General features: G+C 62.5%; 16 protein-coding genes and 1 tRNA gene. All 17 read left to right on the forward strand.

Annotated elements, in window-relative coordinates:
• Window positions 1-17: 17 nt before the first annotated feature.
• The 17 genes from aspS (at window position 18) to nadA (ending at window position 14,016) form a co-directional block, all read left to right on the forward strand.
• Window positions 18-1,793, forward strand: coding sequence for an aspartate--tRNA ligase family protein (aspS, locus tag ACYVD0_RS11420; protein WP_460426928.1), 1,776 nt, complete (start codon window positions 18-20; stop codon window positions 1,791-1,793).
• Between the two features lie 51 nt (window positions 1,794-1,844).
• Complete coding sequence (locus ACYVD0_RS11425) at window positions 1,845-2,594, forward strand: YebC/PmpR family DNA-binding transcriptional regulator (protein ID WP_460426929.1); 750 nt, start codon at window positions 1,845-1,847, stop codon at window positions 2,592-2,594.
• 55 nt (window positions 2,595-2,649) lie between these two features.
• A complete protein-coding gene (gene ruvC / locus ACYVD0_RS11430) occupies window positions 2,650-3,174 on the forward strand; it encodes a crossover junction endodeoxyribonuclease RuvC (protein ID WP_460426930.1) in 525 nt (174 codons plus the stop codon).
• A 16-nt stretch (window positions 3,175-3,190) separates the two neighbouring features.
• Entirely contained in the window at window positions 3,191-3,796 is a 606-nt protein-coding gene (ruvA, locus tag ACYVD0_RS11435) for a Holliday junction ATP-dependent DNA helicase RuvA (protein WP_460426931.1), read from the forward strand.
• Window positions 3,797-4,855: a Holliday junction branch migration DNA helicase RuvB gene (ruvB, locus tag ACYVD0_RS11440; protein WP_460426932.1), complete on the forward strand. Its 1,059-nt coding sequence runs from the start codon at window positions 3,797-3,799 to the stop codon at window positions 4,853-4,855.
• 52 nt (window positions 4,856-4,907) lie between these two features.
• On the forward strand, window positions 4,908-5,354 hold the full coding sequence (ybgC, locus tag ACYVD0_RS11445; protein WP_460426933.1) for a tol-pal system-associated acyl-CoA thioesterase: 447 nt from the start codon (window positions 4,908-4,910) through the stop codon (window positions 5,352-5,354).
• A gap of 2 nt (window positions 5,355-5,356) precedes the next feature.
• Window positions 5,357-6,052, forward strand: a complete 696-nt coding sequence (tolQ, locus tag ACYVD0_RS11450; RefSeq protein WP_460426934.1) for a protein TolQ — start codon at window positions 5,357-5,359, stop codon at window positions 6,050-6,052.
• A gap of 11 nt (window positions 6,053-6,063) precedes the next feature.
• Window positions 6,064-6,516 (forward strand): ExbD/TolR family protein, encoded by a 453-nt coding sequence (tolR, locus tag ACYVD0_RS11455; protein ID WP_460426935.1) that lies wholly within the window; start codon window positions 6,064-6,066, stop codon window positions 6,514-6,516.
• Entirely contained in the window at window positions 6,516-7,739 is a 1,224-nt protein-coding gene (gene tolA, locus ACYVD0_RS11460) for a cell envelope integrity protein TolA (protein ID WP_460426936.1), read from the forward strand. Before tolR ends, tolA begins: the two co-directional genes overlap by 1 nt.
• On the forward strand, window positions 7,736-9,028 hold the full coding sequence (gene tolB, locus ACYVD0_RS11465) for a Tol-Pal system protein TolB (protein WP_460426937.1): 1,293 nt from the start codon (window positions 7,736-7,738) through the stop codon (window positions 9,026-9,028). The genes tolA and tolB overlap by 4 nt, the downstream gene beginning before the upstream one ends.
• A gap of 60 nt (window positions 9,029-9,088) precedes the next feature.
• A complete protein-coding gene (gene pal / locus ACYVD0_RS11470) occupies window positions 9,089-9,625 on the forward strand; it encodes a peptidoglycan-associated lipoprotein (protein WP_460426938.1) in 537 nt (178 codons plus the stop codon).
• A gap of 6 nt (window positions 9,626-9,631) precedes the next feature.
• Window positions 9,632-10,447: a tol-pal system YbgF family protein gene (ybgF, locus tag ACYVD0_RS11475; protein WP_460426939.1), complete on the forward strand. Its 816-nt coding sequence runs from the start codon at window positions 9,632-9,634 to the stop codon at window positions 10,445-10,447.
• Between the two features lie 113 nt (window positions 10,448-10,560).
• Window positions 10,561-11,208: a 7-carboxy-7-deazaguanine synthase QueE gene (gene queE, locus ACYVD0_RS11480; RefSeq protein WP_460426940.1), complete on the forward strand. Its 648-nt coding sequence runs from the start codon at window positions 10,561-10,563 to the stop codon at window positions 11,206-11,208.
• 61 nt (window positions 11,209-11,269) lie between these two features.
• Window positions 11,270-11,944 (forward strand): 7-cyano-7-deazaguanine synthase, encoded by a 675-nt coding sequence (gene queC / locus ACYVD0_RS11485; RefSeq protein WP_460426941.1) that lies wholly within the window; start codon window positions 11,270-11,272, stop codon window positions 11,942-11,944.
• 58 nt (window positions 11,945-12,002) lie between these two features.
• Window positions 12,003-12,078, forward strand: a tRNA-Lys gene (locus ACYVD0_RS11490).
• A 283-nt stretch (window positions 12,079-12,361) separates the two neighbouring features.
• The gene (locus ACYVD0_RS11495) at window positions 12,362-12,763 is read left to right on the forward strand and encodes a polyhydroxyalkanoate granule-associated phasin (RefSeq protein ID WP_460426942.1); all 402 of its coding nucleotides are present in this window, start codon (window positions 12,362-12,364) and stop codon (window positions 12,761-12,763) included.
• Between the two features lie 194 nt (window positions 12,764-12,957).
• Window positions 12,958-14,016, forward strand: a complete 1,059-nt coding sequence (gene nadA, locus ACYVD0_RS11500) for a quinolinate synthase (RefSeq protein ID WP_460426943.1) — start codon at window positions 12,958-12,960, stop codon at window positions 14,014-14,016.
• The last annotated feature ends 164 nt before the right edge of the window (window positions 14,017-14,180 follow it).

The following is a 14,180-nucleotide window of genomic DNA, read 5'->3' on the forward strand; positions in this document are numbered from 1 at the left end:
AGAGAAGAAGCACCATCATGATGCGCAGCCACTATTGCGGCCAACTGAACGAAAGCCTGGAAGGCCAGGAAGTCACCCTCTGCGGCTGGGTACACCGTCGCCGCGACCATGGCGGGGTGATCTTCCTCGACATCCGCGACCGCGAAGGCCTGGCCCAGGTGGTGTTCGACCCGGACCGTGCAGAAACCTTCGCCAAGGCTGACCGGGTGCGCAGCGAATACGTGGTCAAGATCACCGGCAAGGTGCGTCTGCGCCCGGCCGGCGCGGTCAATCCAAACATGGTCAGCGGCGCCATCGAGGTGCTGGGTTACCAGCTGGAGGTGCTGAATCAGGCCGAGACTCCGCCGTTCCCGTTGGACGAGTACAGCGACGTCGGTGAGGAAACCCGCCTGCGCTACCGCTTCATCGACCTGCGTCGTCCGGAGATGGCCGCCAAGCTGAAGCTGCGTTCCAGCATCACCTCGAGCATCCGCCGCTACCTGGACGAGAACGGGTTCCTCGACGTGGAAACCCCGATTCTGACCCGCGCCACCCCGGAAGGCGCGCGCGACTACCTGGTGCCGAGCCGCACCCACGCCGGCAGCTTCTTCGCCCTGCCGCAGTCGCCGCAGCTGTTCAAGCAGTTGCTGATGGTTGCCGGCTTCGACCGCTACTACCAGATCGCCAAGTGCTTCCGCGACGAGGACCTGCGCGCCGATCGTCAGCCGGAATTCACCCAGATCGACATCGAGACCAGCTTCCTCGACGAGGCGGACATCATGGGCATCACCGAGAACATGATCCGCAAGCTGTTCAAGGAAGTGCTGGATGTGGACCTGGGCGACTTCCCGCACATGCGCCATGAGACGGCCATGCGTCGCTACGGCTCGGACAAGCCAGACCTGCGCATCCCGCTGGAGCTGGTGGACGTGGCCGACCAGTTGACCAATGTCGAGTTCAAGGTGTTTGCCGGCCCGGCGAACGATCCCAAGTGCCGCGTGGCCGCCCTGCGCGTTCCGGGCGGGACCAGCATGCCGCGCAAGCAGATCGACGAGTACACCAAGTTCGTCGGTATCTACGGCGCCAAGGGCCTGGCTTACATCAAGGTCAACGAGCGCGCCAAGGGCGTCGAGGGCCTGCAGTCGCCGATCGTGAAGAACATCCCGGAGGCCAACCTCAGCGTGATTCTCGATCGCGTCGGGGCGGTCGATGGCGATATCGTGTTCTTCGGTGCCGACAAGGCGAAGATCGTCTGCGAGGCGCTGGGGGCGCTGCGCGTCAAGCTCGGTCATGACCTGAACCTGCTCACCTGCGACTGGGCGCCGCTGTGGGTGGTGCACTTCCCGATGTTCGAGGAGAGCGACGACGGCAGCCTGAGCGCGCTGCACCATCCCTTCACCGCGCCGAGCTGCTCTGCGGAAGAGCTGGAAGCCAATCCGTCCGCGGCGCTGTCGCGCGCCTACGACATGGTGCTCAATGGTACCGAACTGGGTGGCGGCTCCATCCGCATCCACCACAAGGACATGCAGCAGGCGGTGTTCCGCGTGCTCGGCATCGGCGAGGCGGAGCAGCAGGAGAAGTTCGGCTTCCTCCTCGATGCCCTGAAGTTCGGTGCGCCGCCGCACGGCGGCCTGGCCTTCGGCCTGGACCGCCTGGTAATGCTGATGACCGGCGCCCAGTCGATCCGTGAAGTCATTGCCTTCCCGAAAACCCAGAGCGCCGCCTGCGTCATGACCCAGGCACCCGGCGCGGTGGACGCCAAGGCACTGCGCGAACTGCATATTCGCCTGCGTGAACAACCGAAGGCCGAGTAATCGGCATCGCCGGCAAGAGCACATCGAACAGATAGAAAGACGGAGTGAGTTATGGCTGGTCATTCCAAATGGGCCAACATCAAGCACCGCAAGGAGCGTCAGGACGCCAAGCGGGGCAAGATCTTCACCAAGCTGATTCGCGAGCTGACCGTCGCCGCCAAGCACGGCGGCGGCAACCCGGCGGACAATCCGCGCCTGCGCCTGGCCGTGGACAAGGCTCTGACCGCCAACATGACCCGTGACACTATCGACCGGGCCATCGCCCGCGGTGCCGGCTCCAACGATGCCGACAATATGGCCGAGTTGAGCTACGAGGGTTACGCGCCGAGCGGCGTGGCCATCATCGTCGAGGCGATGACCGATAACCGCAATCGCACCGCCGCCGAAGTGCGCCACGCCTTCAGCAAGTCTGGCGGCAACCTGGGGACCGATGGTTCGGTGGCCTACATGTTCGAGCGCAAGGGGCAGATCAGCTTCGCCCCGGGTGTCGACGAAGACGCCCTGATGGAGGCGGCCCTGGAGGCCGGCGCCGACGATGTGGTGACCAACGACGACGGTTCGGTGGACGTGTTCACCAGCTTCGCCGACTTCCTTGCGGTAAACGAGGCGCTGACCGCGGCCGGCTTCAAGGGCGACGAGGCCGAGGTGGCGATGATCCCCTCGACCACCGCGCCGATTGCCAATCTGGAAACCGCGCAGAAGGTGCTCAAGCTGCTCGACATGCTGGAAGACCTGGACGATGTGCAGAACGTCTACCACAACGCCGAGATTCCCGACGAGATCATGGAGCAACTCGGCTGATGGCGGGTTTGAGGCTTGAAGCCAGGCCTTTTTTTCGGCTTCAAGCTTCCATCTCATGACGCTTATTCTGGGTATCGACCCTGGTTCGCGGATCACCGGTTTCGGCGTGGTGCGCGACAGTGGGCGTGGTTGCGAATATATTGCCTCCGGCTGCATCCGCACCGGCAGCGGTGCCTTGCCCGAGCGTCTGCAGGCAGTGTATCGCGGCGTGCGCGAGATCATTCGGAGTCAGGGCCCGGTGACCATGGGCATCGAGCATGTATTCATGGCGCGCAACGCCGATTCCGCTCTGAAGCTCGGCCAGGCGCGCGGCGCAGCGATCGTCGCGGCGGCGGAGGCGGGCCTGGAGATCGCCGAGTACACGGCCACCCAGGTCAAGCAGGCCATCGTTGGCAGCGGTGGAGCAGACAAGCAGCAGGTGCAGATGATGGTGATGCATCTGCTCAGGCTGGTGCAGAAGCCACAGATCGACGCCTCCGACGCCCTGGCCATCGCTCTGTGCCACGCCCACCACCGGCAGAGCCTGATTCCCCATGGTCTGAATGGCGCCAGACGGCGGAGCGGGCGGTTGCGTTTGTGAACAAGGAAAGCGGATCTTGATCGGACGTTTGCGCGGTATCCTGGTGGAGAAGCAGCCGCCGCACCTGCTCGTGGAGGTCAATGGTGTCGGCTATGAGGTCGAGGTACCGATGACCACCCTCTATCGTCTGCCTTCGCTGAACGAGGCGGTCACCTTGCATACCCATGTGGTGGTGCGCGAGGATGCTCATCTGCTCTACGGTTTCTGCGAGAGGCGCGAGCGCGAGCTGTTTCGCGAGCTGATCCGTCTCAATGGCGTCGGCCCCAAGCTGGCGCTGGCGCTGATGTCCAGCCTGGAGGTGGACGAGCTGGTGCGCTGCGTGCAGGCCCAGGACACCTCGGTGCTGACCCGGGTGCCAGGGGTCGGCAAGAAGACCGCCGAGCGCCTGCTGGTCGAGCTCAAGGACCGCTTCAAGGCCTGGGAAAGCCTGCCGGCCATCGCCCCGTTGGCGCTGGAGTCTCACCCTGGCACCCCAGTCACAAGCGCGGAAAGCGATGCGCTGAGCGCGCTGGTCGCCCTCGGTTTCAAGCCGCAGGAAGCCAGTCGCGCGGTCGCCACCGTGCAGGAGGAAGGTTTGAGTAGCGAGGAACTGATTCGCCGGGCGTTGCGGGGGATGGCCTAAGTGATTGAAGCGGACCGTCTGATCACCGCGACCGGCCGTGATCGCGAGGAGCAGCAGGACCGGGCCATCCGCCCGCTGAAGCTGGCTGAGTACATCGGCCAGCCGGTGGTGCGCGAGCAGATGGAGCTGTTCATCCAGGCGGCCAGAGGACGTCGCGAAGCCCTCGACCATACCCTGATCTTCGGCCCGCCAGGGTTGGGCAAGACCACCTTGGCCAATATCATCGCCCAGGAGATGGGGGTGTCGCTGAAGAGCACCTCGGGTCCGGTACTGGAGCGCCCCGGCGATCTCGCCGCGCTGCTGACCAATCTGGAGTCCGGCGACGTGCTGTTCGTCGATGAAATCCACCGCCTCTCGCCCGTCGTCGAGGAGGTGCTCTATCCGGCCATGGAGGACTTCCAGCTCGACATCATGATCGGCGAGGGGCCGGCCGCGCGCTCGATCAAGCTCGACCTGCCACCGTTCACCCTGGTCGGCGCCACCACCCGTGCCGGCATGCTGACCAATCCGCTGCGTGACCGCTTCGGCATCGTCCAGCGCCTGGAGTTCTATTCCATCGCCGATCTGTCGATCATCGTCAGTCGCTCCGCCGGTATTCTCGGCTTGCCGATCGAGGCCGAGGGCGCCTTCGAGATCGCCCGCCGCGCCCGCGGCACGCCGCGCATCGCCAACCGCCTGCTGCGTCGGGTGCGGGATTTCGCTCAGGTGCGCGGGGACGGGCGGATCACCCGGCAGATCGCCGACCTGGCGCTGAATCTCCTGGACGTCGACGAGCGCGGCTTCGATCATCAGGACCGGCGCCTGCTGCTGACCCTGATCGAGAAGTTCGACGGCGGCCCGGTCGGTGTGGACAGCCTGGCTGCGGCGATCAGCGAGGAGCGCCATACCATCGAGGACGTCCTCGAGCCTTACCTCATCCAGCAGGGCTACATGATGCGCACCCCGCGCGGGCGGGTAGTCACGCGCCATGCCTACCTGCATTTCGGCCTGAACCTGCCTACCCGAATGGAGGCGGTGACGGCCGACCCGTTCGCCGACGAAACGGCTGGTGGCGAGTGAGGGAAAATTGTTTTACCGCCCGATTGGCAACCTTGAGAGCTGGCACTAGAGTATGCGCGCGCAAAGCGGAGTACCGTCGTTCATCCACCGCTGTCGGGTATATTACGAAGACACCGACGCCGGTGGCATCGTCTACTACGTCAATTACCTCAAATTCATGGAACGGGCCCGTACCGAGCGGCTGCGCACGCTGGGTTTCGCCCAATCCCGGCTGGCGGGGGAGGAGAGCCTGCTGTTCGTCGTGCACTCCAGCGAGGCGCGCTATTTCGCGCCGGCGCGGCTGGACGACGAACTGCTGGTGAGTGCACTGGTGTGCGAATTGAACCGCGCCAGCCTGCGCTTCCATCAACAAGTGCGGCGTGCTGCAGATGATGCGCTGCTCTGCGAGGGGCGGGTTCTGGTGGCCTGTGTGCGCGCCGACAGTTTGAAACCCCGGGCCATTCCCGAAGCGCTGCGGGCCGCCTTGACGGGCCCGGGTCTACCTTCAGCAGGAGAGTAAGCGTGGAAGCCAACGCCGTTGACCATATGTCCATGTGGAGCCTGATCAGCAACGCCAGCCTGGTGGTGCAACTGGTCATGTTCACCCTGGTGGCCGCCTCGGTCACTTCGTGGATCATGATTTTCCAGCGCGGCAACATGCTGCGCGCTGCCAAGAAATCGCTGGATACCTTCGAAGAGCGCTTCTGGTCGGGCATCGACTTGTCCAAGCTCTATCGCCAGGCGGGCAGCGAGCCGGATCCGGACTCTGCCCTGGAGCGCATATTCCGCGCCGGTTTCAAGGAGTTCTCCCGGCTCTGCCAGCAGTCCGGAGTCGTTCCGGATGCGGTGATGGAGGGGGTGTCTCGCTCCATGCGCGTGGCGATTTCCCGTGAGGAGGAAAAGCTCGAGCAGAGCCTGCCGTTCCTCGCCACCGTGGGCTCCACCAGCCCCTACATCGGCCTGTTTGGCACCGTCTGGGGAATCATGAACTCCTTCCGTGGCCTGGCCCAGGTGCAGCAGGCGACGCTCTCCACCGTGGCGCCGGGGATCGCCGAGGCGCTGATCGCCACCGCCATCGGCCTGTTCGCCGCAATTCCTGCGGTCATCGCCTACAACCGCTTTTCCGCGCGTGGCGAGATGCTGATTGCCCGCTACTACACCTTCGCCGACGAGTTTCAGGCAATCCTGCATCGCAAGGTGCACACTTCGGACGCATGAGGCCCTAGCTGATGGCGAGAATTCGCAACAGGCGCAAGCCGGTCGCCGAGATGAATGTGGTGCCCTATATCGATGTGATGCTGGTGCTGCTGGTGATCTTCATGGTGACCGCCCCCATGCTCAACCAGGGCGTCAAGGTCGATCTGCCCAAGGTGTCCAGCGAGGTGCTGCCGCAGGACAACGGTGCGCAGGTACTGACCATTTCCATCAAGGCCGACAAAAGCTACTACTGGAACATGGGCAGCGAGGTGGATACCGAAACCGCGCAGGACACCGCCCAGAAGCTGGACGAGCTAGTCGATGCGGTGAGCAAGATCATCGCTCAGTCCCGCAGCCAGGGTAAGCAGGTGCAAGTATTTGTGCGCGGCGACAAGTCCGTCGACTACGGGGCGGTCATGGCCCTGATGGGGGGCCTGCAAGGGGCCGACGTAGGCAATGTCGGGCTGATCACCGAGGCGCCCTGATGCAACGGCGCGAGCGCTCCTCCTCGGAAAGCTATTTCTGGCCGATCGTGCTGGCGGTCGGCCTGCATCTTCTCGTCTTCGCCATGCTGTTCGTCAGTATCTCCATGGCACCGACGTTGCCGCCGGCCAGACCGATCGTCCAGGCCACGCTGTATCAAATGAAGTCGCAGAGCCAGGCAACTACCCAGACCAACCAGAAGATTGCCGGAGAGGCGAAGAAAACCGCTGCTCGCCAATATGAGGTCGAGCAGATGGAACAGAAGAGGAGCGAGCAACAACTGGCTATGGTCAGGGCGGCGGAACAAAAGAAAGCCGAAGAGGCTCGAAGGGCGGAAGCGGCGAAACAGGCCGCCGCCGAGGCCGCCAAGCAGCAGGGCGCCGCCGAAGCTGCGAAGCAGAAGGCCGCGGAAGAGGCGAAGAAGCAGGCAGCTGCCGAAGCTGCCAAGCAGAAGGCCACGGAAGAGGCGAAGAAGCAGGCTGCTGCCGAAGCTGCCAAGCAGAAGGCCGCGGAAGAGGCGAAGAAGCAGGCAACTGCCGAAGCTGCCAAGCAGAAGGCCACGGAAGAGGCGAAGAAGCAGGCTGCTGCCGAAGCTGCCAAGCAGAAGGCCGCGGAAGAGGCGAAGAAGCAGGCGGCCGCCGAAGAGGCCAGGAAGAAGGCCGCGGAAGAGGCGAAGAAGCAGGCAGCTGCCGAAGCTGCCAAGCAGAAGGCTGCGGAAGAGGCGAAGAGGCAGGCAGCCGCCGAAGAGGCCAAGAAAAAAGCCGCGGAAGAAGCGAAGAAGAAGGCGGCCGCCGAGGAAGCCAAGAAGAAAGCTGCAGCCGAGGCCGCGCGCAAGGCCGCCGAGGACAAGAAGGCCCAGGCCCTGGCCGAATTGCTGTCCGATGCCACGGAGCGGCAGCAGGCCCTGGCCGAGAGTCAGGGCGATCGAGTCGCCGGCAATTTCGACGATCTGATCGTCGGTCTGGTCAGCCAGCAGTGGCGCCGGCCGCCGTCGGCCCGTAATGGAATGAGCGTAGAGGTGCTGATCCAGATGCTACCGGATGGCACCATAACCAATGCGCGGGTGACCCGTTCCAGCGGGGATACGCCCTTCGACAATTCAGCCGTCGCCGCTGTGCGCAACGTGGGCAGAATCCCGGAGTTGCGGCAACTGGATCGCGCCAATTTCGATCGGAATTACCGGCAGCGGCGCATGATTTTCAAACCTGAGGATTTGAATCTGTGAATACCCTGATTCGTCTCGCCCTGCTCGGATTGGCCTTGCTGGCCAGCATCGCCCAGGCGGCCGATCCGCTGGTGGTAACCAGCGGTACCGCACGTGCCACGCCGATTGCCGTGGTGCCTTTCGGCTGGCAGGGCGGTAGCGTGATGAGCGACGACATGGCCGAGATCGTCGGCAACGACCTGCGCAACTCGGGTGTCTTCGAGCCGATTCCCCGGCAGAACATGATCAGCCAGCCGGCCAGCGCCGGCGAGATCATCTACCGTGATTGGACTGCGCTGGGTGCCCAGTATGTACTGGTCGGCAGCATAGTTCCGGCCGGAGGTCGTCTGCAGATTCAATATGCGCTGATGAATGTGGCCACCGAGCAGCAGGTACTGGCCGGCACTGTCAGCGGCGGCGGCGACCAGCTGCGCGACATGGCCCATTACATCGCCGACCAGGCGTTCGAGAAGCTAACCGGCATCAAGGGTGCCTTCTCCACCCGTCTGCTCTACGTCACCGCCGAGCGCATGGGCGGCGGCACCCGCTACAGCCTGCAGCGCTCCGACTACGATGGTGCGCGGGCGGTGACCCTGCTGCAATCCCGTGAACCGATCCTGTCGCCGCGCTTTGCACCCGATGGTCGGCGCATCGCCTATGTTTCCTTCGAGCAGAAGCGCCCGCGCATCTTCATCCAGCACGTCGATACCGGTCGCCGCGAGCAGATCACCAACTTCGAGGGGCTCAACGGCGCGCCGGCCTTCTCGCCGGATGGTTCCCGTCTAGCCTTCGTGCTATCCAAGGACGGCAACCCGGAAATCTACGTGATGAACCTGGCCAGCCGGCAGTTGCAGCGGGTCACCAACCACTTCGGGATCGATACCGAGCCTTTCTGGGGCGCGGACGGCCAGACCCTCTACTTCACCTCCGACCGTGCCGGCAAGCCGCAGATCTACAGGCAGAGTATCGGCGGCGCGGCGGAGCGGGTGACCTTCGTCGGCAACTACAACGCCAATCCGAAGTTGTCAGCCGACGAGAAGACCCTGGTGATGATCCATCGTCAGGACGGCTACACCAATTTCAAGGTGGCTGCCCAAGACCTCGAGCGCGGCAGCCTGCGGGTGCTGTCGGAGACCAGCCTGGACGAGTCGCCCACTGTTGCGCCTAATGGCACCATGCTAATCTACGCCACCCGTCAGCAGGGCCGGGGAGTCTTGATGCTCGTGTCGATCAACGGCAGGGTCAGGCTCCCGCTTCCTACCGCGCAAGGCGAGGTTCGCGAGCCGTCCTGGTCTCCCTACCTGAAGTGATACAACATTCCAAACCAACAATCTCACACAACACCTGAGCTTCCTTATAGGAGTTCCATCATGCAAATGCTGAAATTCGGTAAATTCGCCGCGCTGGCGCTGGCCATGGCGGTTGCCGTTGGTTGTTCTTCCAGGGGCGGTGACGCTTCCGGGGAAGGCGCTGGCGCCAATGGCGGCGTTGATCCGAATGCAGGCTACGGCGCCGGTACCTCTGGCTACGACTCTGGCTCTGGCTCTTATGATGGCAGCATGGGCGGCGACGAGGCCGCACTGCGTGCAATCACCACCTTCTATTTCGAGTACGACAGCTCCGATCTGAAGCCGGAAGCCATGCGTGCTCTGGACGTGCATGCCGGGGATCTGAAGGGCAATGGCGCCCGCGTTGTGCTGGAAGGTCATACTGACGAGCGTGGTACCCGCGAGTACAACATGGCTCTGGGCGAGCGTCGTGCCAAGGCCGTCCAGCGCTACCTGGTGCTGCAAGGGGTTTCCCCGGCCCAATTGGAGCTGGTCTCCTACGGTGAAGAGCGTCCTGCTGCCGGTGGTGCCGACGAGCCGTCCTGGGAGCAAAACCGTCGCGTCGAACTGCACAAGTAATTCGCCATGAATCAGTGCCGCCGTGTCATATCCCTGTTGGCGCTCGGTCTGCCGCTCGCAGCCTGGGCCGAGGCTCCCGTGGTGGATAATTCTGCCGGTTACGGTTACGCCAGTAATGGTTACCCACAGGCCGTACAGGATGCGAGCGGTGCCTATGCCGGGGGACCGATGAGTACGCCGACCTCGGCACAGGGCGAGATGTTCCTGCAGTTGCAACAGCTGCAGGACGAGGTTTCGCGTCTGCGCGGCATGGTCGAGGAGCAGCAGTACGAGATCCGCCGTCTGAAGCAGGAAAGTCTGGATCGCTACCAGGAGCTCGACAGCCGTCTGTCCGGGGCCGCAGGTGCTTCGGCTCAGCAGAATGTTCCCGCCGGTGCCATTGATACCGGCAGAGCCCCTGTGCCGCCGGCCACCCAGGCCCCAGCGAGCAGCGGGCCAGCCGATCCGGAAAAGGAAAAACTGTATTACGATGCAGCCTTCGATCTGATCAAGGCCAAGGATTTCGACAAGGCCAGCCAGGCGTTCACCGCCTTCCTGCGCAAATACCCCAACAGCCAGTACGCCGGCAATGCGCAGTACTGGCTGGGCGAGGTGAATCTGGCCAAGGGTGACCTGCAGGGAGCCGGTCAAGCCTTCGCACGAGTCAGCCAGAACTACCCGAAGCATCCCAAGGTGCCCGATTCGCTGTACAAGCTGGCAGACGTCGAGCGTCGCTTGGGCAATACGGAGAAGGCGAGGTCCGCTCTGCAGCAGGTTATTGTCCAGTACCCCGGCAGTTCAGCGGCTCAACTGGCTCGGCGTGATCTGCAGAATCTGCGCTGAGCCTCTCGCTGCGGAAGCCCGCGCCTGTCGCGGGTTTTTCCGTTAGAATCCACGTCCCTTATTTCCCGCAACGGAGGCGGATGGCCTGTTTCGCCGTCACGCCCGTGGCTGATATGCAAGAAACCCTGCGAATTACCGAGATCTTCTACTCGTTGCAGGGGGAGACGCGTACTGTCGGCTTGCCGACGGTATTCGTGCGCCTCACTGGCTGTCCCCTGCGCTGTCGCTATTGTGATACCACCTACGCCTTCAGCGGCGGAGAGATTCTCTCCTTGCCGGCGATCCTCGAGCGCGTGGCCGGCTACAGGCCTCGTTATGTCTGTGTCACCGGTGGTGAGCCGCTGGCCCAGCCGAATGGCATTGCGCTTTTGCGCCAGCTTTGCGACGCCGGCTATGAGGTTTCCCTGGAAACCAGTGGAGCCTTCGACATCTCGGCCGTGGATTGTCGGGTGAGCCGAGTGCTCGACCTGAAAACCCCGGGTTCGGGGGAGGTCGCACGCAATCGCTACGAGAACATAGCCCTGCTGACCCGCAACGATCAGGTGAAGTTCGTGCTCTGCTCCCGCCAGGATTATGATTGGGCGGTTTCCAAGCTGATCGAATATTGCCTGGATGAGCGTGTCGACGAGGTGCTGTTCTCACCCAGCCATGGTCAGTTGGATGGCCGGGAGCTGGCGGACTGGATCATCGCCGACAACCTGCCGGTGCGCCTGCAACTGCAGCTGCACAAGATCCTCTGGAACGACGCGCAGGGACGCTGAGCGATTTTGTTTCCGCCAGCCGGATGTCCCGGCCTTGCAAGTCTTACCGAGACGATACGAAATGAGCGAGAAAAAAGCGGTCATCCTGCTGTCCGGCGGTCTCGACTCCGCCACCGTGGTTGCCTTGGCGCAGGCTGAGGGTTATGCCTGCTACAGCATGAGCTTCGATTATGGGCAACGTCACCGTGCCGAGCTGCGAGCCGCCGAGCGGGTGGCCCGGCAACTTGGCGTGGTGGAGCACAAGGTGATCGGTCTGGACCTTGACGGAATTGGTGGTTCGGCGCTGACCGATCCAGCGATCGCGGTGCCGGAGACGCCCAGTGAAGGCATTCCGGTCACCTATGTACCGGCGCGCAATACCGTGTTCCTCGCTCTGGCGCTGGGGTGGGCCGAAGTGCTGGGAGCGCGTGACATCTTCATCGGCGTCAATGCGGTGGATTACTCCGGCTATCCGGATTGCCGTCCCGAGTTCATCGAGGCCTTCGAGCAGATGGCCAACCTGGCGACCAAGGCTGGTGTGGAGGGGCAGGGCTTCCGCATTCGGGCGCCGTTGCAGAATCTCGGCAAGGCCGAGATCATTCAGGTCGGTCTGCGCTACGAGGTCGATTATGGATTGACGGTGTCCTGCTATCAGGCCGACGAGGAGGGCCGTGCCTGCGGCAAGTGCGACTCCTGTCGATTGAGGGCTGCCGGTTTCGCCGCAGCCGGCGTTGTCGACCCTACTCGCTATATGTGACTTTTTTTGAGAGGGCTGTTGAAATTCTGAGATAAATCAGTATTATACGCTTCACGTTGGGTCGTTAGCTCAGTCGGTAGAGCAGTTGGCTTTTAACCAATTGGTCGTAGGTTCGAATCCTACACGACCCACCATCCTTCCTCTCGACTTGTTCATCGGTAGTGGCGATCGTAATCGCCGCTTGCCCGGTGAGTGCGTTGTTCGTATCAGGTGCAGTGCGCATCTTCGTTTGGCGTTTGGCATCAAAGTTCGCCTTCTAGTCAATCATCTTCTCGTCTTCGGTAAAGTCGCTGACTGGATGGGTTTTTCTATACTGTTCCTCTAGCAGGGTCCCAGGTTGCTGCTCTTGGGGTTGCGTCTGGCGTATCGCAAGTGATCTGTGGAAGCCTGTTTATAGTCCGATTTCTGGAGGATGGTATGGCTCGAACCCGTCATCGAACGAATCGCGTTTCCAAGCAGGCCGCCGAGCTTGCGGTAGCAGTACCCCAGGTTATTGCTCTGCGCGTTGTCCGCATAGCCATGGCGGGGTCGAACCCGGCCGCCAGGGACCGACGCGAGTTTCATCTGATGGGGGCAGAGAAGGTGGCTGCCTTCAGTGAATCCTGGATGGCCATGTATATGCAGATGTTCCAAGTCAATCGGGAACTCGCCTTTTCGCTGATGAAGGCTTGGAACCCGATGCTGGGCGGCAAAGGTGCGTGTTTCAGGTCGGCACAGGCATTTCAGTCCGCCATGCTGGCTGTGCTGGGCAAGGGCATGGCTCCGCTGCATAAACGAGCAGTGGGCAATGCCAAGCGCCTGAGTCGGACCAGGCGGTGAGTATGCTAGAGTCAGCCCGCGACAAATGATTGTCGCGGGACTCTGTGTTCGATCTCCAGCGCTCCCATCTCTCGGGTCGGCATAAACAGCCATTTCTCCTCTGCGAGTTCTTTCTCCTGTCTGCTCCGACCTCTCTGGCAGAATTGCAGGTGATATACTGGCCTTCCGCGCACGTGCCTGCAGGTCCAGCGAATATGACGCACATTTCCGAACGCTTCCTTGTTCAGGCTCACCTCGATGCCAAGCAAATTAGGCCGCTGAGTGCCGAGGAAGAAGCCCATTACCGCCGCGAGATCGCCGCCGAGCTGCGCAAGCAGAATGCCGTACTGGTAGCTCACTACTATTGCGATCCGCTACTTCAGGCGCTAGCCGAGGAAACCGGTGGCTGCGTCGCCGACTCCCTGGAAATGGCCCGCTTCGGCAGCCAGCATCCGGCGCAGACGCTGCTCGTCGCCGGCGTGCGCTTCATGGGCGAGACGGCGAAAATTCTCAATCCGGAAAAGCGTGTGCTGATGCCGGCCCTGGAGGCGACCTGTTCGCTGGATCTGGGTTGTCCCTTGGAGGAGTTTTCCGCCTTCTGTGATCAGTATCCCGAGCGTACTGTAGTGGTCTATGCCAATACCTCGGCGGCGGTCAAGGCGCGGGCCGACTGGGTGGTCACTTCCAGCTGTGCACTCGAGATCGTCGAAAGCCTGATGGACAACGGCGAAAAGATCATCTGGGCACCGGATCGCCATTTAGGTCGCTACATCCAGCGCGAAACCGGCGCCGACATGCTGCTCTGGGATGGGGCCTGCATCGTCCATGAGGAGTTCAAGGCCAAGCAACTGATCGACATGAAGCAGCTCTATCCCGATGCCGCCGTGCTGGTCCATCCGGAGTCTCCGGAGGCGGTGATAGAACTGGCTGACGCGGTGGGCTCGACCAGTCAGTTGATCAAGGCGGCGCAGACGCTGCCTAATCCGACCTTTATCGTCGCCACTGATCGCGGCATCTTTTACAAGCTGCAGCAGCTCTGTCCAGGCAAGCTCTTCGTCGAGGCGCCCACGGCAGGGAGTGGGGCGACCTGCCGCAGCTGTGCGCACTGCCCGTGGATGGCGATGAACACCCTTGAACGTACCTTGACGAGTCTGCGGGAGGGCATCAACGAGATTTTCGTCGATCCAGCGCTGATCCCCCGGGCAGTCAAGCCACTCGCGCGCATGCTCGACTTCACCCATGCCGCCCGTCTGAAGCTCGTCGGCAATGCCTGAGCGGGATTGCCGCTATTCACCATGCTGAAAAGAAAAGGCTATGTCTGAGTTAGCTGTTGTAACAGGCTAAGCTGGTCATGACGTCTCCACCTGTGGGGGTGGATCATGAAAGCGAGTCAGTTCAACCACTGGATCGCTCAGCTTTCCAGTCTCACCCCGGAGCA

The sequence above is a fragment of the Azotobacter armeniacus genome (genome assembly GCF_054779355.1).

Coding starts and splice junctions, on each gene's coding strand:
- aspS (WP_460426928.1), top strand. CDS start 18: ATGATGCGCAGCCACTATTGCGGCCAACTGAACGAAAGCCTGGAAGGC.
- ACYVD0_RS11425 (WP_460426929.1), top strand. CDS start 1,845: ATGGCTGGTCATTCCAAATGGGCCAACATCAAGCACCGCAAGGAGCGT.
- ruvC (WP_460426930.1), top strand. CDS start 2,650: ATGACGCTTATTCTGGGTATCGACCCTGGTTCGCGGATCACCGGTTTC.
- ybgC (WP_460426933.1), top strand. CDS start 4,908: ATGCGCGCGCAAAGCGGAGTACCGTCGTTCATCCACCGCTGTCGGGTA.
- tolR (WP_460426935.1), top strand. CDS start 6,064: ATGGCGAGAATTCGCAACAGGCGCAAGCCGGTCGCCGAGATGAATGTG.
- tolA (WP_460426936.1), top strand. CDS start 6,516: ATGCAACGGCGCGAGCGCTCCTCCTCGGAAAGCTATTTCTGGCCGATC.
- pal (WP_460426938.1), top strand. CDS start 9,089: ATGCAAATGCTGAAATTCGGTAAATTCGCCGCGCTGGCGCTGGCCATG.
- ybgF (WP_460426939.1), top strand. CDS start 9,632: ATGAATCAGTGCCGCCGTGTCATATCCCTGTTGGCGCTCGGTCTGCCG.
- queE (WP_460426940.1), top strand. CDS start 10,561: ATGCAAGAAACCCTGCGAATTACCGAGATCTTCTACTCGTTGCAGGGG.
- queC (WP_460426941.1), top strand. CDS start 11,270: ATGAGCGAGAAAAAAGCGGTCATCCTGCTGTCCGGCGGTCTCGACTCC.
- ACYVD0_RS11495 (WP_460426942.1), top strand. CDS start 12,362: ATGGCTCGAACCCGTCATCGAACGAATCGCGTTTCCAAGCAGGCCGCC.
- nadA (WP_460426943.1), top strand. CDS start 12,958: ATGACGCACATTTCCGAACGCTTCCTTGTTCAGGCTCACCTCGATGCC.